Here is an 18,943-nt window from a genome sequence, read left to right as displayed (position 1 = left end):
GGGCGCGGAACGGCCTCCCCGCCCGGCAGCTCAGCCTTCCTTGGCCTTCTTCGGTCGCGGCGGCCCCTCGACCGGCGGCAGCGATTTCACATATTCGGCGATGGCCGCGCGATCCTCGGCCGACAATTGCGAAATGTTCTTGATCACGCGCACCATCGATCCGCCGGCGGTGTCGCCGTCGGGCGTCTGCCCGGTCTCCAGGAAGTAGGCGATATCCTTTGCGCTCCAGTCACCCAACCGCTTCTGGGTGATGTTGGGCACCCAGCCCTCGCCCTCCGGATTGGGACCGCCGGCAAAGCGCTGCGCCTCGACGATGCCGCCGAGAACATTGCGCGGGCTGTGACACTCGGCGCAATGGCCCAGACCGTTCGCGAGATAGGCGCCGCGATTCCAGGACGCCGGGCGTGAGGCGTCCGCCACGACAGGCTTGTCGTCCATGAACAGAAGTTTCCAGACGCCGACGTTGCGGCGGATGTTGAACGGAAACGGCACGTCGTGATCGCGCAGCTTGCCGCTCACCGCCGGCAGCGTCTTTAGGTACGCAAAGAGATCGCGAACATCATCCACGCTCGCGTGCCGATAGGACGCGTAGGGAAAAGCCGGGAAGTAGTGCGCGCCGTCCGGCGACGTCCCTTTCAGCACCGCGGTGACGAACTCCGCCTCGCTCCAGCGGCCGATGCCGTAGGTGGGATCCGATGAGATGTTGGGAGCGTAGAATGTCCCGAACGGCGACGGCATGGCGAGCCCGCCGCCGAGCTTCAGGCGATCGGGCTGGTTGGGAACGGCATGACAGGAGGAACAGCCCCCGGCGTTGAATGCCGCCTCGCCGTTGGCGAGGTTCGGCGTGCGCGGCGGTAGCGAGGCCGCGGCCACGACGGCCGGGGTTGTCAGCCACCAGAATACGCCAAAGCCGGCGGCGCCGATCAAAATCGAGCCGAGGAGAATTCGTCGCAGCATTCACCAATCCGTTATCAGGTGCCTCGCGATGACAGTATGAACGCAGTTCGCGCCGTAGGCTTGCACGAAATTTTTCAGCGGACCGCGCGTTTCGGGAATAAATTCGGAGCGTTGTTGTTTTGAGGCTGACACGGAAATTTGACGCTACAGGGAGGAGCACCATGTCGAACAAGACTATGCTTGTTACGCTTGCATTGGGGGCGACGATCGCTTTTGCCGCGACTGCGTCGGCCGACAAGATGAAAGCGACGCTCGACGGCAAGTCCCAGGTGCCGCCCAACACCTCTGCGGCGAGCGGCAGCGCCGACATCGACTACGATCCCGCCAGCAAGAAGCTGAGCTGGAAACTCTCCTATTCCGGCCTGTCCGGGCCTGCCACCGCTGCGCATTTCCACGGTCCCGCCGAAGCCGGCAAGAATGCCGGCGTCGCGGTCGCCATTCCCAATGCGACGTCCAGTCCTGTCGAGGGCAGCGCGACCTTGACGGATGCGCAGGCCGCCGACCTCATGGCCGGCAAGTACTACATCAACATTCATACCGCGGCCAATCCAGGCGGCGAAATCCGCGGTCAGGTGACAAAATAGCATTAATTAAGTCACCAAGTAACGTGATGACGACGTAGGCAAGTTCGAGCGCAACCAAGAAACAACAAAGGACGACTACAAAAGGACGGACACTTCGCGGCGTCCGTCCTTTTGCGGCAGGAGCATCATCCAGAAAACGTGGAGCGGTTTTCCCTCGCCACAAACGCGTTTACGCGAAGATCATGCTCAAAGCTAAAATGCCATCAGCCCTTCTTGATCCGGTATGTTTCGTGGCAGCTACTGCACTGCTTGCCGATGACCGGCAGTTCCGCCTTTAGCGTGTCGAGATTCTTGACCTTGCTTTTGGCATCGGCGACGACCTTGGCGAAGTTTTGAATTTGGGATTCGAAGCCGGTTTTGTCTTCCCAGATTTTCGGCGAAGGATCGTAATCCCCCTCCATCTTAAGACCCTTCATGCTCTGGGGGAAAAGCGTTGGAAGATTCTTGGCGGTGTCTTCGAATTGGGCCAGCGCGGCATTGACAGTCGACTGGTCGTAAGGCTTGTCGCCCTTGACCATCGCCGACAACGCGCCTGCGTTCTTGCCGTTGTCCTTCATCATGGCCTGGGTCCGCTTGACCTGATCCTGCTGTGCAACGACGGCACCAACGCTCAGGAGCAAAGCTCCTGCGACCACCAACATTCGCTTCATTCGCTTGCCCCTTCTTGGCTGGCTCAAAGCACGGGCCCGCGACCGCCGCGAGCCCGCCTGTTTCGTCAACACCACATGCGGAACATCATTCCGCCTGCGACAAAATATCAGAGATTATGCCGTTTCTGCGCCTCGCGGATTGCGATCCAGACCCGCTCTGCAGTCGCCGGCATGTCGATGTGGTCGATCTGGTACTCGCGCCACAGCCCCTCGATGATCGCATTGACCACCGCGGGACAAGAGCCGATCGCGCCCGCTTCGCCGGCGCCCTTGACGCCGAGCGGATTGGTCGTGCACGGCACGTTGTGCGTCTCGAAATGGAATGACGGGCCGTCGGATGCCCGCGGCACCGCATAGTCCATGAAAGTGCCGGTGACGAGCTGGCCGTCGGTAGAACTATACACCGCCTGCTCCATCAAGGCCTGACCGATGCCCTGCATCGCGCCGCCATGCACCTGTCCGGCGAGCAACAGCGGATTGAGCGTCACACCGAAATCGTCGACGATGACGTAGTTGACGATCTTGATGATGCCGGTCGCCGGATCGATCTCGACTTCCGCGAGATGCGTGCCGTTCGGATAGGTGCCGTCGGCCTGTGCGAAGGTGGCGCTCGCATTCAGCTTTGATGGATCGACGCCCGGACGTTTCGCGACGTCGGCAAAGCTGATCGAGCGATCGGTGCCGGCGATACGCACGACGCCGTTGGAGATCTCGAGGTCGCCGGCGCTGGTCTCCAGCGCCTCGGCCGCGATCTCCTTCAGCTTGTTGCCGAGCTCGCGCGTAGCGCGCTCGACGCTGACGCCACCGGTCGGGATCGACGCCGAGCCGCCAGTGCCAAGACCGGTCGCGATCTTGTCGGTGTCGCCCTGCAGGACATGCACGCGCTCCGGCGGCACGCCGAACTGCTCGGCGACCAGTTGGGCGTAGGCGGTCTGGTGACCCTGCCCGCTCGACTGGGTGCCGATCAGGATGTTGATGTCGCCATTGGGATCAAGCGCGACATTGGCCGTCTCCTCGCCCATGGTGCCGCAGACTTCGACATAGCTCGCCATGCCGATGCCGCGCACCAGACCCGCCTTCTTCGCCGCCTTGGCGCGCTTGGGAAACTCCTTCCAGTTTGCGACTTCCATCGCGCGTTTCATATGCGCGGTGAAGTCGCCGGAATCGTAGACCTTGCCGGTCGCGGTCTTGTAGGGCATCGCCTTCGGCGGAATGAAGTTCTTGCGTCTGATGGCGTCAGGCGTCATGCCAAGTTTACGGGCGGCGGCGTCGACCAGACGCTCGACCACATAGGCCGCTTCGGGACGGCCGGCGCCGCGATAGGCATCGACCGGCACGGTGTTGGTGAACACGGTGCGGACGCGGCAGTGGAAGGCCTGGATGTCATAGAGGCCGGGCAGCATGCCGGCGCCGCCATGCGGAATGTACGGCCCGAAGGTCGAGAGATAGGCGCCCATGTCGCCCATCAGGTCGACGTCCATGCCGAGAAACTTGCCGTCCTCGGCGAGCGCCATCTTTGCGGTCGTGACGTTGTCGCGGCCCTGCGCGTCGCCCATGAAATGATCGGAGCGATCGGCGGTCCACTTGATGGTCTTGCGCAGCTTTTTTGCCGCCACCGAAATCAGCGCGTATTCCCGATAGGGAAACAGTTTTGTGCCGAAGCCGCCGCCGACGTCGGGGCAGATCACCCGCATCTTTTCCATCGGGATCTTCAGCACCATGCCGCACAGGATCTCGCGCAGGCGATGGCTGCCCTGGCTGCCGATCGTCAGCGTCAGATGATCGCGCTTGGCGTCGTATTCGGCGACCGCGGCGCGCGTCTCCATGAAGTTGGTGATGACGCGCGGATTGACGATTGTGATTTCGGCGACCGCATGCGCCTTGGCAAAGGCGGCTTCCGCCGCCTTCTTGTCGCCGACGGAGACGTCAAACAGCACGTTGCCGGGCTTGTCGGGCCATACCTGCGGGGCGCCCGGCTTCACGGCGTTGATGACGCCGACCACTGCGGGAAGCGGCGTCCATTTGACGTCGATCGCCTCGATCGCATCGCGGGCCTGATCGATCGAATCGGCAACCACGAAGGCCACGGCGTCGCCGACATGGCGAACCTCGTCCTTGGCGAGGATCGGGTATGGCGGGCCGGTGAACGGATCGGTCTCCAGGTTGAACAGGCATGGCAGATCGCCGAGATCGGCGACTTCGGCCGCTGTCAGGATCAACGCCACGCCTGGCATGCCGCGGGCCTTGGTGACGTTGATGGTGAACTTCGCGTGGGCATGCGGCGAGCGCAGCATCAGCGCGTGCAGCGCCGGTGCCGGCGAATGGTCATCAGTATAGCGGCCCTTGCCGCGAATGAGCGCGTCGTCTTCCTTGCGAAGAACGCTTTGACCGACGCCGAATTTGATGGGAGCTGCCATCGTATCTCCAATTCCCGGTTGTAGAGCGGGCGCCATATTGCAGTGGTTGCCTGCGCAGCGCAAACCGCTTTGGCCTGAAAAGCCACAGCATTGGCCGAATCGAACCGCATCCCGCCTCGGCTTTTCGCGCTTGCACAAAAACAAAAAGCCCCGGGCAGACGCCGGGGCTTTGATTGTCGGGAGGAGATAACGAGGAGATCAATACTTTGCGATCACCGGGCCGCCGAATTTGTAGTTCAAGCCGACGCGCACGATGTTGTCGGTGATGCGCGAGCTGTAGTTGTAGCTGAGCACGCCGCCGCCAAGCGCCGGAATCGTGGTCAGGAACGTCCCGGACGTCCTGCCAAGATCCATGTAGAGATATTCGAGCTTGGCGGTCCAGTTGCCACCGATCGCCCCTTCGACGCCGGCACCGACGGTGTAGCCGACCCGGGTATCGTGAGCATTAAATCCGAACGCGCCCGCACCGATCACGGCTGAGGTGTTGACCTCGCCGTAGGCAAGACCGCCGGTGGCATAGAACAGCACTTGCGGGGTCGCGAGCACACCGACCCGGCCGCGCACGGTGCCGAACCATTCAAGCTTCTGGTCAAGCGCGACCGGAACGGCCGGTCCCGGGAAAACGGCGATGACGCCGAAGGGCGGCGTGCAGACGCCGGTGGGGCAGAGATAATCGCGGCGACCCTTTTGGTCGGAGCCCTGGATATCGGCCTCAAGGCCCCATACCCAATTCTGGACCTGCCAATTATAGCCAATCTGACCGCCGCCGATCACGCCATCCATGTTGGCACCGGCGCCGGTGGTGAAGAGCACGGCGCCCGCGCCGTTGGTCAGCGTTGAGGTGTCGCTCGACCGTCCCCAGCTGTACCCGACGTTGCCGCCGATATAGAAGCCCGTCCAGTCATAGACCGGGGCCATCACGGGCGCCTTGGTGTAGGGACGCGCGGCAAGATCGGCCGCAGATGCCGCGGATGCCACGGCCATGGCTGCAAGAGCGGAAGCAGCAATCGTCTTGAAAATTGAAACCCGCATGGGAACCCTCAAAAGAACTGGTTGAATCTGGTTCCCATTCTAGCGACGAGTGAAACTCGCATCATGCTGTAATCAGCTGCGGACGGAACTTTTCGGGAATTTGTTGCAAAAATACCCGAATAGGGCCACAAACGGGCACAATTCAAAATATCGTTTATATGCAATTACTTGCGGGACTGACGGTCACGGACCAGTGTAAATAACCACCCCCGGCCGAACAGCAGCAGGATTGCGACCCCATACACGAACGCGCCGGCCACGATCAGCAGCAGCAGCGCGGTCTCATCGCGAAAGGCATGCATCTGCGCGAAATAGAAGCTGGCGAATCGGGCGGTGCCCCACAGCCCGGCCGCCAGCACCATTCCCGCCGCGGCAAACTTGGCGAGCGAGGTCATCCACGCGCGGTCGAGTTCGAGGTAGCCTGCCCGCATCGCGAAGGCGAGCACCAGGAGCAGATTGACCCACGCCCCGATGGCGGTGGCGAGCGCCAGGCCGATCTGCGCCAGAGGGCCCATCAAGGCGACCTTGAGCGCCACATTGACGGCCACCCCGGTCAACGCCGCCTTGACCGGCGTTGCGGTGTCCTGACGGGCGTAGAAGGTTGCAACCGCGCTGCGGATCGTCACGAATGGAATGAGCCCGATCGCGTAAGCGGCCAGTGTGGCGCCGGCGGCGGCCGCATCGGCCTTCGAGAACGCGCCGCGCGCGAACATCGCGCGCATGATGACGTCAGGCACGGTCAGGAAGGCGGCGACGAACGGCACCGAAAACAACAGCGAGAACTCGAAGGCGCGCCGCTGCGCGGCCGATGCGCCGGCGACATCGTTCGCGGTGAGGCGCCGCGACATCTCCGGCAGCAGCACCGTGCCGATCGCGATCCCGATCACGCCGATCGGGAGCTGGTTGAGACGGTCGGCGTAATACAGCGCCGAAAGCGCGCCGGCCGGCAGAAAGGTCGCGATGATGGTGTCGGCGAACAGCGCGATCTGCGTTCCCATCGAGCCGATGGTCGCAGGCCCCAGCGCCCGGAAAAACGCGCGAACGTCCTCGTCGAATTTGATGGCGGCAAATTTCGGCAGGATGCCGGTCCTGGCGGCGTCACCGGCCAGCAGCAGGAATTCGAGGATGCCGGCGAGCAGGACGCCCCATGCCGCGGCGTAGCCCGCACTGGGAAAGAATGCGGCGAGCGCCAGCGTCGCCATCATCGACAGATTGAGGAAGATCGGCGCCGCGGCGGCGCTGGCGAAGCGGTGCATGACGTTGAGCATGCCGCCATACAGCGTCACGAGCGTGATCAATAGCAGATACGGAAACGTGATCCGCGTCAGCGATATCGCGAGCTCGCCGCGTGCCGGATCGTCCTTGAAGCCGGGCGCGAGAATGGCGATCACCTCCGGCATGAACCACCAGGCGACAACGAGCAGGATCACCTGAACGGCAAACAATAGCGTGAAGACGCGGTCGGCGAATTGCCTGGCCGACGCCTTGCTCTGGCCGTGCACATGCGCATAGGCCGGCACAAAGGCGGCGTTGAAGGCGCCTTCGGCGAAGATCGCGCGAAAATGATTGGGCAGCCGCAGCGCGACGAAGAAGGCGTCCGCCACCGGACCGGCGCCGAGAATGGCCGCGAGCATGATGTCGCGTGCAAATCCGGTCAGCCGCGAAAGCAGCGTGTATCCGCCGACGGTAAAGATACGCCCAAGCATGCGCCGCTTCTAGCGCATAATCCCCGCGCGGGGAAATCAGTCCGCGCGCAGCCTAGCCATGATGTTGACCGAATCCGGAAGGCCTTGCATTCGCGCGGCCCTTCGGATCGGGATCACGCCTGAAGTGCGCTGCGCACCGCCGCGATGATCCGCTCCTGCGTCGCCTCGGCGAGATAGGCGTGGATCGGCAGGCTGACGACGTCGGCGGACAGGCTCTCGCACACCGGCAGTCCGCCATCGGCGACCGGGAATTCGCGATAGGCGGTCTGCTGGTGGATCGATTTCGGGTAATAGATCGCGGTCGGAATCCCCTGCGCCTTCAGGTCGGCCACGAAGCGGTCGCGATCGGCGCCCTTGGGCAGGCGGATCGTGTAGCATGCCCAGATCGAATCGCGGCCGCTGGCGACACGCGGCACCGTCACGAGGTTGCCGAGGCCCCGCGCATAGCGATCCGCGACCGCATTGCGCGCCACGATCTCGTCCTCGAAGATCTTCAGCTTCTCGATCAGGATAGCGGCCTGCACGGTGTCGAGCCGCGCGGTGAGGCCGATACGGATGTTGTCGTATTTGTCCGAGCCCTGGCCATGGACGCGGATGCTGCGCAGCCGTTCGGCCAGCGCATCGTCGTCGGTGAAGATCGCGCCGCCGTCGCCGAAGCAGCCGAGCGGCTTTGCCGGGAAGAAACTGGTGGTGGTTGCGAGGCCAAAGGTGCCGAGCCGGCGGCCCTTGTAGCTGGCGCCAAAGCTCTGCGCGGCGTCGTTGAGCACGAACAGGCCCTCGGCCTCCGCGATCGCATCGATCGCGTCGTGGTCGGCCGGTTGTCCGAACAGGTCGACCGGAATGACGGCGCGCGGCTTCAGGCCGCGCTGCCGCGCCGTCGCGATGCCGCGCTTGAGCGAATTGGCGTCGATGTTGAAGGTCGCCTCGTCGACGTCGACGAAGACGGGCGTGGCGCCGGTCAGCACCACCACTTCGCCGGTGGCGCAAAAGGTGAAGGAGGGACACAGCACGGCATCGCCGGGCCCGATGCCTTGCGCCATCAGCACCATCAGCAGCGCGTCGGTGCCGCTGGCGCAGCTCACGACATGCTTGGCGCCGCAGAATTTCGCCAGCGCGGCTTCCAGCTCGGTGACCTCCGGCCCGTTGATGAACTGGCAGTGATCGAGCACGCGGGCAACCGCGTCGTCGACCGACTTGCCGAGCCGGCGGCGTTGCGCCGCGATATCGGTGAAGGGAATGGGTTCTGGGCGCATGTGCTGGTTCATGGAGCCTTGCTCGGTTCTTTCAAGAAATTCAGCCGGCGATGCGGCGCGGTCCCTTGCGCGCGGCGGAAGCCGCGGGCTTGGCAGGCTGCTCAAGGCAGCGGATCGCGATTTCGAGACTGGCGACGCCCTCGTCGCCCGAAACGGCCGGCACGCTGCCGGAGCGCACGGCATCGAGGAACGCGATCAATTCGGCGCGCAGCGGCTCGTCATGGCCGACCGGCAGATGACGCATCGAATAGCTGCCGTCGGGCTTGAAGCCGAAGCATTCGGTGACCTGGCGCGTCAGAAGATCGCCCATCACATATTTGCCGCGCGTCGCGACCGTGACGCTGCGTGCCTTGAACGGCGTCAGCCAGTTGGTGTTGATGTGGGCGAGCACGCCGGAGGCGGTGCGGAACTGCAATAGCGCGATGTCCTCGCGCTCGGCGACGGCGCTGGAGAGCTGCGGCTGCACCTCGACGATATCGGACTCGGTGAACCAGCGGATCAGGTCGATGTCGTGCACGGCAAGATCGATCACGACGCCGACATTGGACATCCGCGGCGGAAACGGCCCGACGCGGGTGATGCCGATCGAAAGAATGTCCTCGCCCGAGATCGCCTGCTTGATCGCGGCAACCGCCGGATTGAAGCGTTCGACATGGCCCACCATCAGCGTCACGCCGGCGCTGCGCGCGGCATTGACGATGTCCTGCCCCTCCTCGACCGTCGAAGCGACCGGCTTCTCGACCAGGATATGGATGTTGCGGGTGATGCAGGCGAGCGCAATCTTGTGATGCAGATGGGTCGGCGCCGCGATGGTGATGGCATCGACGCCTTCGTCGAGCAGCTCGTCGAGATCGGTGAAAGCACGGCAGCCGGCGAATGCGGTGGCGCGAGCGCGATGCTCCGGCAACGGATCGACGATGCCGACCAGCGTCACCCCGGGCAGGCCGGCCAGCACGCGGGCGTGGTTGCTGCCCATGACGCCCGCTCCGACCACGCCAACACGAAGTGCGCGTTTCGCATCGGCCTTCGCATCAGATGCGGACTCTCTGGAACTCATGATGTGTAGACCCCAAGCAGATTCTGCGCCGGAACTTTCCCCGGCGGTTCTCTAGCATGCCGGTTACAGACGTGGCGAACGCGATCGGCGGTTTTCGGACACGTTTTGATTCAAACGGTTACAACTGCCAAGTCGGTAGAACTACGGCTTGGCTCAACTGCGCCGATAGTCGTCCTCGATGCGGATGATGTCGTCCTCGCCGAAATAACTGCCGGTCTGGACCTCGATCAATTCGAGCTGGATCTTGCCGGGATTCTCCAGCCGGTGCACCGCGCCGATCGGGATGTAGATCGATTCGTTCTCGTGCACGGTCTTGACGAGTTCGTTGACCGTCACCTGCGCGGTGCCGCGCACCACGATCCAGTGCTCGGCGCGGTGGTGGTGCTTCTGCAGCGACAGCCGCCCGCCCGGCTTGACGATGATGCGCTTGACCTGGTGGCGGTCGCCATTGTCGACCGACTGATAGGAGCCCCAGGGCCGGTGCACTTTGATGTGATCTTCGGTCACCTGCGGCGCGACCGTCTTCAGCTTTGCGACCAGCCGCTTCAATCCGTTGGCATCCTTTTGCCGCGAGACCAGCACAGCGTCTTGGGTTGCGACCACCACGAGATCGTCGACGCCTTCGAGCGCGACCAGCGCGCGGTCGGTCGCAACGTTGCAGTTGCGGGAATCCTCGAACACAGCGGCGCCGCGCGCTGCGTTGCCCTCGCCGTCCTTGGCGGACAATTCCCACACCGCGTGCCAGGAGCCGACATCGGACCAGCCGCACGCAACCGGCACGACGGCGGCGCGCGAGGTCTTCTCCATTACCGCATAATCGATCGAGATCGCCTTCGCCGATCCGAACGCGGCCTCGTCGAGCTTGACGAAGCCGAGATCAGTGCCGGCTTTCGCAACCGCATCGGTGACGGCCGCGACGCTGTCCGCATCGACGTTGCGATACTCGTCCAACAGCACCGCGGCGCGGAACATGAAGTTGCCGCTGTTCCAGAGATAGCCCGACTTGACGTAGTCAGCCGCGGTCACTGAGTCGGGTTTCTCGACGAACTTCGCCACCGCGCGGACCTGGCCGGAAATCACCTCGCCGGGATTGATGTAGCCATATTCGGTGGCGGCGCGTTCAGGCTCTACGCCGAACGTCACGATGTGGCCCGCTTCCGCCGCCGCCAGTCCCTCGCGGCAGGCGGCAAGGAAGGCGGGCGTGTCGCGAACCACATGATCGGCGGCGAGCGCCAGCACGATCGCGTCCTTGTCGCGGCCTTCCGCAAACGCCGCACCGGCCGCGATCGCCGGGCCGGAGTCGCGCCGCATCGGCTCCAGCAGCACGTCAGCCTCGAGCCCGATCTCTGCGAGCTGTTCGAGCACCATGAAACGATAGGCATTGTTGGTGATGATGACGGGCCGCTCGAACAGCGTCGTATCCGAAACCCGCAGCAGCGTGTCCTGGAACGTCGATCGCGCGCCGAACAGCGAAATGAACTGCTTCGGGTGGACCTCGCGCGAGGCCGGCCAGAGCCGCGTTCCGGCGCCGCCGCACATGATCAGGGGAATAATTCGTCGATTCATCAGCGCCTCAAATCCTGTGGTAGTCGCGATACCAGGCGACAAACTCGCGGAGCCCGTCCTCGATCGAAGTCTGCGGCCTGAAACCGGTGTCGCGCATCAGTTCCGCGACATCGGCGAAAGTCTCGGTCACGTCGCCAGGCTGCATCGGCAGCATTTCGGTGACCGCCGCGCGACCCAGCTCCCGCTCCAGAACCGCTACCACATGCGTCAGCTCTTCCGGATGATTATTGCCAACATTGTAAATTTTCGCAGGCGGCCCGGCGCCCTCGCCGCCATCGCGCGGGGGCTGCTCGACTAATTGCACGACGGCACGGGCCGCATCTCCGATATAGGTAAAGTCGCGCCGCATCCGGCCATGGTTAAACAGCCGGATCGGGGTGCCCTCCATGATCGCCTTGGTAAAGATGAAATACGCCATATCCGGCCGCCCCCAGGGGCCATAGATGGTAAAGAACCGCAGGCCCGTCAGCGGAAGCCGGTAGAGGTGGCTGTAGGAATGGGCGATCAGCTCGTTGGCTTTCTTGGTCGCGGCATAGAGGCTGATTGGATGGTCGGTCCTGTCATCGACCGAAAACGGCTGCTTGGTGTTGGCGCCATAGACCGACGAGGACGAGGCATAGACCAGATGGCCGCAGCCATGATGCCGGCACCCTTCCAGCACGTTGACGAAGCCCGCAAGATTGGCGTCGACATAGGCATGCGGATGATCGATCGAATAGCGCACGCCGGCCTGCGCCGCGAGGTGCACCACCCGCGCAAAACGGTGTTTTTCGAACAGACGTTCCACTGACAGGCGATCGGCGAGATCGATTTGTTCGAACGCGAAACCCTGCTCGGCGCGCAAAATGTCTAGCCGCGCGCGTTTCAGCGCCGGATCGTAATAGGAATTGAGATTGTCGAGCCCGATCACGGCGCGGCCTTCGGCCAGCAGCCGGCGAGCGACATGAAAGCCGATGAAACCCGCCGCTCCCGTGACCAATATTGCCTGATCCGACATCATCTTCCCGAACGTGGTACCGGCGGCCCCTTCCGGTTCGCGTCTCTTTACCCGTGTTGTCGCGGTGCCCGCAACACCTACCAGCCCCGCTATTGCCAGAACGGCTCGAAAACCATACCAAGGCGCCGAATTGCATCGCTTTTTGCACCCTCCTCCACAACCCGGCACGGGCAAGATGCGCCGAATCCTGCTTTCCTCATTGAAGATACTGGTCTCGGCGGCCCTCCTGTATTTTTCCCTGCGCAAAGTCGATCTGGCCGCGCTCGTCGCCCGCATCGACGTGTCGAGCCTGGGGTGGATCGGCCTTGCGATCGCCGTCACGTTCCTGCAGATCTTCATCGGCGTGTTGCGCTGGCGCGAGATCAGCGCCGAATGCGGTGCGCCGCTGCCGACCCGGCAGGCGATGCGCTTCAACGTCATCGGAACCTTCTTCAACCAGACGCTGCCGTCCTCGATCGGCGGTGACGCGGTGCGGCTGTGGCTGGTCGCGCGCAATGGCGCCGGCTGGCGGGCCGCCACCTATTCGATCTTCGTCGACCGCGCCATCGGCCTGATCGCGCTCGCGGTCGTCATCGTCGCGAGCCTGCCCTGGAGCTATCGCCTGATCACCGATCCGAACGGCAGGTCGGCGCTGCTATTGGTCGATTTCGCCGCGCTCGCCGGCGGCCTCGGCTTTCTGCTGCTCGGCTGGCTCAAATGGCCGTGGCTGAAGCACTGGTGGGGCACCCATCACATCCACGCCTGCTCGGTGATCGCCAACCGCGTGCTGTTCGGTCGCGTCCACGGGCCGAAGGTCGCGGTTCTGTCGCTGTTGGTGCATGTGCTCGCCGTCGTCATCGCCTGGTGCGTGGTGCAGTCGATCGACGCGCCGGTGATGTTCGGCCAGATTTTCCAGCTCGTCCCGCCCGTCATGCTGATCACCATGCTGCCGATCTCGATTGCCGGCTGGGGCGTCCGCGAGGCGACCATGGGGCTGGCGTTCGGCTATGCCGGGCTGATGGCCAATGAGGGAGTCAATATCTCGCTGCTCTATGGCGCAGTGTCCTTTATCGTCGGCCTGGTCGGCGGGCTGGTCTGGATATTGAGCGCCGAAAAGGCCGCGCAGGGTGCGACGCCGATCGAGGTTCCCAAGTAATCTTCGAGTAACGTTCCGCGCGGATAGAATGGCCAATTCGCAACCACTGCTGTCGCTTGCTGCCGCAGTACCGGCGGCGCTGTTGTCGGGAGTGCTGACATGGGCGCTCCGCCCGCTGCTATTGCGGATAGCGCTGGCCAAGCCGAACGCGCGCTCTTCCCATCGGGTGCCGACGCCGCAGGGCGCGGGCATCGCGGTGATCGCAGCCACGCTGGTCGCGGCCGCCGCGGTGATCGCTTTTGCCGGCGCGGTAGAAATGAGAATCCCGCTCGCCGTGTTTGGCGCCACGCTATTCATCGCGGCCGTCGGCTTTGCCGATGACATTTATTCCATCCCAGTGGTGCCGCGGCTGTCGCTGCAGGGCGCGGCGGTTGCAGCGGTGATCCTTGCCGCGCCGGATAATCTCAGGCTCGTCGCCGGCTGCCCGTTCTGGCTCGAACGCGGGTTGCTGTTTCTCGCGGGCCTGTGGTTCGTGAACCTCGTCAACTTCATGGACGGGCTCGACCTGATGACGGTCGCCGAGATCGTGCCGGTCACCGGGGCGCTGGTTCTGCTCGGCTGGCTTAGCGAGCTGCCGGCATCGACGACCGTCGTGGCCGCGGCGCTGTTCGGGGCGATGCTCGGCTTCGCGCCTTTCAACAAGCCGGTGGCGAGGATATTTCTCGGCGACGTCGGCAGCCTGCCGATCGGCCTGCTCGTCGGCTGGTGCCTGCTGCAGCTCGTCTGGCACCACCAGGTGACCGCCGCGCTGTTGTTGCCGTTGTATTATCTCGCCGACGCCACCGTCACGCTGCTTCGGCGCGTCGCCAGGCGCGAGCCGTTCTGGGAAGGGCATCGCAGCCATTTCTACCAGCGTGCCACCGAAAACGGATTTTCGGTATCGCGCGTCGTGAGCGAGGTGTTCGCGCTCAACGTCCTGCTCGCCGCGCTGGCGACCGGTTCGGTCATGACCTCGTCGACCCCGATAGCGGTCCTGCTGTTCGTCATCGGCGCCGCCGCGACCGCCTTCCTGTTGCATCGCTTTTCGCGTGTGCGGCCATCCCTCGGTTAGTCCGACTTCTCCTGCGCAAGTTCCCGGATCAGATCAGAGTAGCCGGCCATGGCCGCAGTGAAATCGAAGCGCCTGGATATCTCGGTCGCGCGTTCGGCCCTTCCCGGGTCTTGCGACGTTGCGGCGCGGCGCACTGTCTCGGCCAGCTCATCCGGCCTGCCCGGCGTCACGATCCAGCCGACATCGTGTTCGGTTACTGTCAACGCCGCTTCGGCATCCGCTTCGGAGACCAGGATCACCGGACGACCGATCGCTAGCAGATTATAGAACCGGCTCGGCACCGATACGCCGGCGACGTTCTTGCGGTACGGGATGATCCAGACGTTGGCAGCCGACAAAAACGTCTCCAGTTTCTCGTCCGCGATGCGGTCGACCAGGGTAACGTTGGGAAGCTTCGCTTCGGCCTGCATGCCCTTCAACTGCTCGAAGCCTACGCCCCAGCCCGACAGCAGGAAGTGAATATCGCTGCTGTCGCGCAACAGACGTGCCGCCTCGAACACAATGACGGGATCGTGGGTAAAGCCGAGATTGCCGGATAGCCCAACCACATAACGGGCGGCAAGCGGGCTGCGATATGGATTGTCCGGCGCGAGGGGGCGAACGCCGGGTGCAAGCGTCGCCCAGTTCGGGATGAACCGGATTTTGTCGCGGCTCATGCCGCGGTAGCGCAGCAGCAGCTTTTCAGTGTCGCGGCCGATGATGACGACGGCATCGAGCGCGCGAAACATCGGTCCGTTCAGCGCATGCATGGCCTTCGCCAGCCAAGAGCCCGGCTTCAGAAGACCCGCCATGACGAGCACATCGGGATAGAGATCGTGCATGATCAGCACCGATCGCGCGCGCTTTAGCTTTGCAGCAAGGGCGAAGGCGTAGGGCAGCATGAACGGCGCCGGAACGGTGAGCGTGACGTCGCCGCGCCGCAGCCGCGTCAGCATCGCAACGAACGTCCGCGCCGTGAACAGAAGTTCTGCCAGCGCACGCTTGAGCAGTGCGGCCTTGCCCGGCATCCAGTTCCTGATCTCGACGACTTCGGGCTTGCCGGCGGATGGCGTGGCGGCGGAGCCTGCCGTGCCCGACAGCACCAGGACATCGGCCTCATGCGCGACACGCTCCGAAATCGCCGCCACGATCGCAGCCGTCGTGCTCGGATCCGGCGGATAGTGCTGACTGACAACGACGACCTTGCCGGGTTTCTGCATGATGGCTTTCGAAGCGGCCCGCTGCCGCGCGGAGACCGGAACAAGATCAGGCGGCGTGCGATCCGAATTCAGGTACGGCGTCCTTGAGCACCGCGCCGATGGTGGAACGGTCGTCCCGCGCAATCGCCTCTTCCAGCGCCGCGAGCCATTTGCGCAAGGTCTGCATCGGCGGCTCGTTCGGCTTGGCCGCCATGATGCCGGCGACGCCGATCTCCTTCGGCGGCTCTTCGGTTGCGAACAGGATTTCGTTCAGCCGCTCGCCGGGGCGTATCCCGGTAAACACGATCTGGATGTCGATGCCGGGCTCCAGGCCGGACAGGCGGATCATGCGCTCGGCCATTTCCACGATCTTGACCGGCTGTCCCATGTTGAGGACGTAGACCGAGACATCGGGCCGCGCCGGCGTCAGCGCATGCGTCGCCGCCGTCAGCACGAGGTCGCAGGCTTCGCGGATCGTCATGAAGTAGCGCACCATGTCCGGATGCGTCACGGTCAAGGGACCGCCGGCCTCGATCTGCGCCTTGAACTTCGGCACCACCGATCCGTTCGAGGCCAGCACATTGCCGAACCGCACAGAGATCAGGCGCATATGCGGCTTGCCGGCCGATTGCACCATCAGGTCGTGGTCGAGCGCCTGGCAATACATTTCGGCAAACCGTTTGGTGAGGCCGAGCATCGAGACCGGCTCGATCGCCTTGTCGGTGGAGATCATCACCATGGCTTCGGCGCCGGCCGCCCGCGCGGCATCGGCGACGTTGACGGAGCCGAAGATGTTGGTCTTGACGCCTTCGCTCCAGTCGCGCTCGAGGATTGGCACGTGCTTCAGCGCCGCGGCATGGAACACGATGTCGGGCTTGAACTCCTTCATCAGATTCATGATCCGCTCGCGATCACGGATATCGGCAATGCGCCCCTCGATCGTGGCACCGGTGGCATGCTCCGTCAGCCTCTCGGTGATGGCGTAAAGCGCCGGCTCCGAGTGCTCGAGCACGAGTAGACGCGCGGCTCCGAAGGTCATGACCCGGTCGCAGATCTCCGAACCGATCGAGCCGCCGCCGCCGGTGACGATCACCGCCTTGCCTTTCACCAGCGCTTCAAGCCGCGCGTAGTCGATCTTGTGGCTCGGCCGCAGCAGCAGGTCTTCGACGGCAACGTTGGTCAGCCGCGGGACGTCGCCGCTTTCGAGCGACGGCAGGCGGCTGACCAAAAGGCCGAGCCGCTTGGCCCGTATCAGCACCGCCTCGGGATGGGCCTCGGGCTCGAACGCCGACGGCGTCATGACGACGCGCGAGATCGGTTTTCCGCGGCCGGCATAATCGCGAACGACATCCTCGAGGTCATCGAGCCCGCCCAGCACCGGAACGTTGCGTATCGACTGTCCGCGATCCGCGGCCGACGGCGACAATACGCCGACCGGCCAAAGCTGCTTGACGGCACCGCTCTCGATCGCGCGGATCAGCACCTCCGCATCGGCGGCGCGCCCGATCAGCAGCGTCGCGGAGGCGCCATCGGTCTGGGCATGACGCCGAATGCGGGTATAGCGAAAATAACGGTAGCCGAAGCGGAGCGCGCTCAGCGTGAACACCTGGAGGAACCAGTAGAGAACGATGGTGATGCGGCCGAACAGCACCGGCGACTTGCCGTTCGCTGCCGCGAAAATGAAGGCGTAGTCCAGCACGATCAGCGCCACCGCCAGCACGGTCGCGACCCGCAATATATTCAGCGCATCGGGAAGCGAGATGAACCGCCATTTTGTCGTCGTCAGGTTGAAGACGTAACAGATCACCACGCTGAAGGCGACGAACAGCGGCAGGATGCGCAGCAGCAGCGGCAGGCGGGCGTAGAACGCGTCGCCGCCATCGAATCTCAGGTAGAAGCTCGCGAGCAGCGCAATAGCCACCGCCAGCGCGTCATGCGCGGCGATCATGTAGTTGCGACGGGTCAGTTGCGAAACAGGCGTCATTCGAATGGCCGGCCGCGGAAACGAGGAAGATTCGCAGAGCGTAGCTCGTTCGCTGATATCTTATCTGCGCCGTGCATGCCAGCGATCATGGCGCGGCCGTACCTGAAGAATCAGTGTGCCGGGCTGCACCGCGCAGCACCATGCCGCCGGCCACCCCGACGCCCAGCACATACATCCAGCCTTCATGAAAATCGAACAGATGCGAGTTGAACAGCGAACTGAAGATGTTCTGCAGTACCACCATCAATCCAATCCAGGCCGCCAGCCCCTCGCCGCGAAACAGCGAGAAATGCGCAAACCACATCGTATAGAGGATGATGACCCCGACCATGCCCCACTGCACCGCGACGTTGAGGGTCTGGTTATGCGGGTTCCCGATCACCTGGCCCTGTGCCGATCCCGCAGGCCCGGTCGCGGCCGCCTCGAACAACCCTCGCGTCGATCCCGTGCCATGTCCGATGATCGGCGCTTCCGCGAAGAACCGCAACGACTTCTCCCAGAATTCGAGCCGCAGCCCGATCGATGTCGGCTCGTTGAGTTCCTTGTAGAGCCGGTAGTCCCGCGTGAACCTGTCCGTCGTCTTCTGCAAATGCGGCGATACCGTCCAGGCCAGCGCGCCGAGCGCGACGGCGGCGACGGACAGAAGCACGTTGGTCTTCCATCTCAGATGCGCCATCGCGAACACGGCCAGCATGACGGGCAGCGTGACCAGCGCGGTGCGCGACACGACGACGAATGCCATGTTGACGATGAAGTTGGTCGCGACAGCCGTGAGCAGCAGCGCCAGACGGATCTTGCCGTCGCGGAGCGAAATGATGATGGGTAGTGCCAGCACGACCGTGCACAACACGAATTCCTGGCTCTGGTCGATATAGTTCTTGGTGAAGATGCCGTATGTGGCCGGATCGCCGGTCCCCTTCAGCGAAAGGCTGGGTTCGATCGCGACGATCCAGGAGGCGACCGTCATCAGCGTGCAGGATGCCAGGAATGCGATGAATACCCACAAGCCCCGCGTCGATCGCTCGAAGTGATAGAGCAGGAACGGCAGAAAAAGCAGTTTTGTCGCAGGACTGACGGCGTAGAGGCGCGCGCCCCAGGATGCGTCGGACCACAGCATACCGATCGCGGCGAGCGCCACCAGTGCGATCGGCAGAACATTGATCGGCCGCAGCAATGAATTCAGGAACGGGCGCAGTTCCAGCGTCGCGGTCAGCGCGGCGAGCCACACCAGCATGCCGATGCCGACGCCGCTGGTCGACCACGGCAGCAGCGCTGTGACCAGCACCGCCATGAGATCGACGTTCAGCATGCGCGCGAACGGGTCATGTCGGGCCGAGGCCATGACCGACAACATCTCGCCGACCGAGTTGATCTCG

At 63.7% G+C, this 18,943-nt stretch carries 15 protein-coding genes; 3 read left to right on the top strand and 12 right to left on the bottom strand.

The features are described from left to right. Positions 1–30: 30 nt before the first annotated feature. A complete protein-coding gene (locus tag RX331_RS11265) occupies positions 31–957 on the bottom strand; it encodes a cytochrome c (protein WP_317256632.1) in 927 nt (308 codons plus the stop codon). A gap of 161 nt (positions 958–1,118) precedes the next feature. On the opposite strand from RX331_RS11265, the gene RX331_RS11260 reads away from it, so the two are divergent. Then, on the top strand, positions 1,119–1,541 hold the full coding sequence (locus RX331_RS11260; RefSeq protein WP_317256631.1) for a CHRD domain-containing protein: 423 nt from the start codon (positions 1,119–1,121) through the stop codon (positions 1,539–1,541). Positions 1,542–1,744: 203 nt separating this feature from the next. On the opposite strand, the gene RX331_RS11255 is transcribed toward RX331_RS11260, so the two are convergent. The 8 genes from RX331_RS11255 to RX331_RS11220 all read right to left on the bottom strand — a co-directional run bounded on the left by RX331_RS11255 (position 1,745) and on the right by RX331_RS11220 (position 12,219). Beyond that, complete coding sequence (locus RX331_RS11255) at positions 1,745–2,191, bottom strand: cytochrome c (RefSeq protein ID WP_317256630.1); 447 nt, start codon at positions 2,189–2,191, stop codon at positions 1,745–1,747. 107 nt (positions 2,192–2,298) lie between these two features. Then, on the bottom strand, positions 2,299–4,608 hold the full coding sequence (locus RX331_RS11250) for a xanthine dehydrogenase family protein molybdopterin-binding subunit (protein WP_317256629.1): 2,310 nt from the start codon (positions 4,606–4,608) through the stop codon (positions 2,299–2,301). Positions 4,609–4,806: 198 nt separating this feature from the next. Beyond that, complete coding sequence (locus tag RX331_RS11245; protein ID WP_317256628.1) at positions 4,807–5,640, bottom strand: porin family protein; 834 nt, start codon at positions 5,638–5,640, stop codon at positions 4,807–4,809. A gap of 164 nt (positions 5,641–5,804) precedes the next feature. After that, positions 5,805–7,346, bottom strand: coding sequence for a murein biosynthesis integral membrane protein MurJ (gene murJ / locus RX331_RS11240; RefSeq protein ID WP_317256627.1), 1,542 nt, complete (start codon positions 7,344–7,346; stop codon positions 5,805–5,807). 113 nt (positions 7,347–7,459) lie between these two features. Beyond that, the gene (locus RX331_RS11235; protein ID WP_317256626.1) at positions 7,460–8,611 is read right to left on the bottom strand and encodes a DegT/DnrJ/EryC1/StrS family aminotransferase; all 1,152 of its coding nucleotides are present in this window, start codon (positions 8,609–8,611) and stop codon (positions 7,460–7,462) included. Positions 8,612–8,639: 28 nt separating this feature from the next. Continuing rightward, positions 8,640–9,656: a Gfo/Idh/MocA family oxidoreductase gene (locus RX331_RS11230; RefSeq protein ID WP_317256625.1), complete on the bottom strand. Its 1,017-nt coding sequence runs from the start codon at positions 9,654–9,656 to the stop codon at positions 8,640–8,642. Between the two features lie 153 nt (positions 9,657–9,809). Beyond that, positions 9,810–11,222, bottom strand: coding sequence for a mannose-1-phosphate guanylyltransferase/mannose-6-phosphate isomerase (locus RX331_RS11225; RefSeq protein ID WP_317256624.1), 1,413 nt, complete (start codon positions 11,220–11,222; stop codon positions 9,810–9,812). 7 nt (positions 11,223–11,229) lie between these two features. Continuing rightward, entirely contained in the window at positions 11,230–12,219 is a 990-nt protein-coding gene (locus RX331_RS11220; protein ID WP_317256623.1) for an NAD-dependent epimerase, read from the bottom strand. A 175-nt stretch (positions 12,220–12,394) separates the two neighbouring features. Between RX331_RS11220 and RX331_RS11215 the strand changes: the two genes are divergently transcribed. After that, on the top strand, positions 12,395–13,354 hold the full coding sequence (locus RX331_RS11215) for a lysylphosphatidylglycerol synthase transmembrane domain-containing protein (RefSeq protein WP_317256622.1): 960 nt from the start codon (positions 12,395–12,397) through the stop codon (positions 13,352–13,354). A gap of 28 nt (positions 13,355–13,382) precedes the next feature. Continuing rightward, positions 13,383–14,405, top strand: coding sequence for a glycosyltransferase family 4 protein (locus RX331_RS11210; RefSeq protein ID WP_317256621.1), 1,023 nt, complete (start codon positions 13,383–13,385; stop codon positions 14,403–14,405). Here the strand turns inward: RX331_RS11210 and RX331_RS11205 are convergent. From RX331_RS11205 to RX331_RS11195, 3 genes are all read right to left on the bottom strand, one after another. Further along, complete coding sequence (locus tag RX331_RS11205; RefSeq protein WP_317256620.1) at positions 14,402–15,604, bottom strand: glycosyltransferase family 4 protein; 1,203 nt, start codon at positions 15,602–15,604, stop codon at positions 14,402–14,404. The two genes, RX331_RS11210 and RX331_RS11205, sit on opposite strands and share 4 nt — an antisense overlap. A 46-nt stretch (positions 15,605–15,650) precedes the next feature. Then, positions 15,651–17,567: an SDR family NAD(P)-dependent oxidoreductase gene (locus RX331_RS11200; protein WP_317256619.1), complete on the bottom strand. Its 1,917-nt coding sequence runs from the start codon at positions 17,565–17,567 to the stop codon at positions 15,651–15,653. 85 nt (positions 17,568–17,652) lie between these two features. Continuing rightward, positions 17,653–18,921 (bottom strand): O-antigen ligase family protein, encoded by a 1,269-nt coding sequence (locus RX331_RS11195; RefSeq protein ID WP_317258091.1) that lies wholly within the window; start codon positions 18,919–18,921, stop codon positions 17,653–17,655. Positions 18,922–18,943: the final 22 nt, after the last annotated feature.

The sequence above is a fragment of the Bradyrhizobium sp. BWA-3-5 genome (assembly GCF_032917985.1).
Classification (GTDB): Bacteria; Pseudomonadota; Alphaproteobacteria; order Rhizobiales; family Xanthobacteraceae; genus Bradyrhizobium.
Note: the sequence above shows the minus strand (reverse complement) of the source record. Positions and strands in the feature narration are given on the sequence as shown.

Bases quoted from the DNA above. Each gene is read 5' to 3' on its own strand.
- RX331_RS11210 (WP_317256621.1), top strand. From the start codon at position 13,383: ATGGCCAATTCGCAACCACTGCTGTCGCTTGCTGCCGCAGTACCGGCG.
- RX331_RS11250 (WP_317256629.1), bottom strand. From the start codon at position 4,608: ATGGCAGCTCCCATCAAATTCGGCGTCGGTCAAAGCGTTCTTCGCAAG.
- RX331_RS11245 (WP_317256628.1), bottom strand. From the start codon at position 5,640: ATGCGGGTTTCAATTTTCAAGACGATTGCTGCTTCCGCTCTTGCAGCC.
- RX331_RS11195 (WP_317258091.1), bottom strand. From the start codon at position 18,921: ATGTTGTCGGTCATGGCCTCGGCCCGACATGACCCGTTCGCGCGCATG.
- RX331_RS11225 (WP_317256624.1), bottom strand. From the start codon at position 11,222: ATGAATCGACGAATTATTCCCCTGATCATGTGCGGCGGCGCCGGAACG.
- RX331_RS11220 (WP_317256623.1), bottom strand. From the start codon at position 12,219: ATGTCGGATCAGGCAATATTGGTCACGGGAGCGGCGGGTTTCATCGGC.
- RX331_RS11255 (WP_317256630.1), bottom strand. From the start codon at position 2,191: ATGAAGCGAATGTTGGTGGTCGCAGGAGCTTTGCTCCTGAGCGTTGGT.
- murJ (WP_317256627.1), bottom strand. From the start codon at position 7,346: ATGCTTGGGCGTATCTTTACCGTCGGCGGATACACGCTGCTTTCGCGG.
- RX331_RS11230 (WP_317256625.1), bottom strand. From the start codon at position 9,656: ATGAGTTCCAGAGAGTCCGCATCTGATGCGAAGGCCGATGCGAAACGC.
- RX331_RS11260 (WP_317256631.1), top strand. From the start codon at position 1,119: ATGTCGAACAAGACTATGCTTGTTACGCTTGCATTGGGGGCGACGATC.
- RX331_RS11205 (WP_317256620.1), bottom strand. From the start codon at position 15,604: ATGCAGAAACCCGGCAAGGTCGTCGTTGTCAGTCAGCACTATCCGCCG.
- RX331_RS11200 (WP_317256619.1), bottom strand. From the start codon at position 17,567: ATGACGCCTGTTTCGCAACTGACCCGTCGCAACTACATGATCGCCGCG.
- RX331_RS11215 (WP_317256622.1), top strand. From the start codon at position 12,395: ATGCGCCGAATCCTGCTTTCCTCATTGAAGATACTGGTCTCGGCGGCC.
- RX331_RS11235 (WP_317256626.1), bottom strand. From the start codon at position 8,611: ATGAACCAGCACATGCGCCCAGAACCCATTCCCTTCACCGATATCGCG.
- RX331_RS11265 (WP_317256632.1), bottom strand. From the start codon at position 957: ATGCTGCGACGAATTCTCCTCGGCTCGATTTTGATCGGCGCCGCCGGC.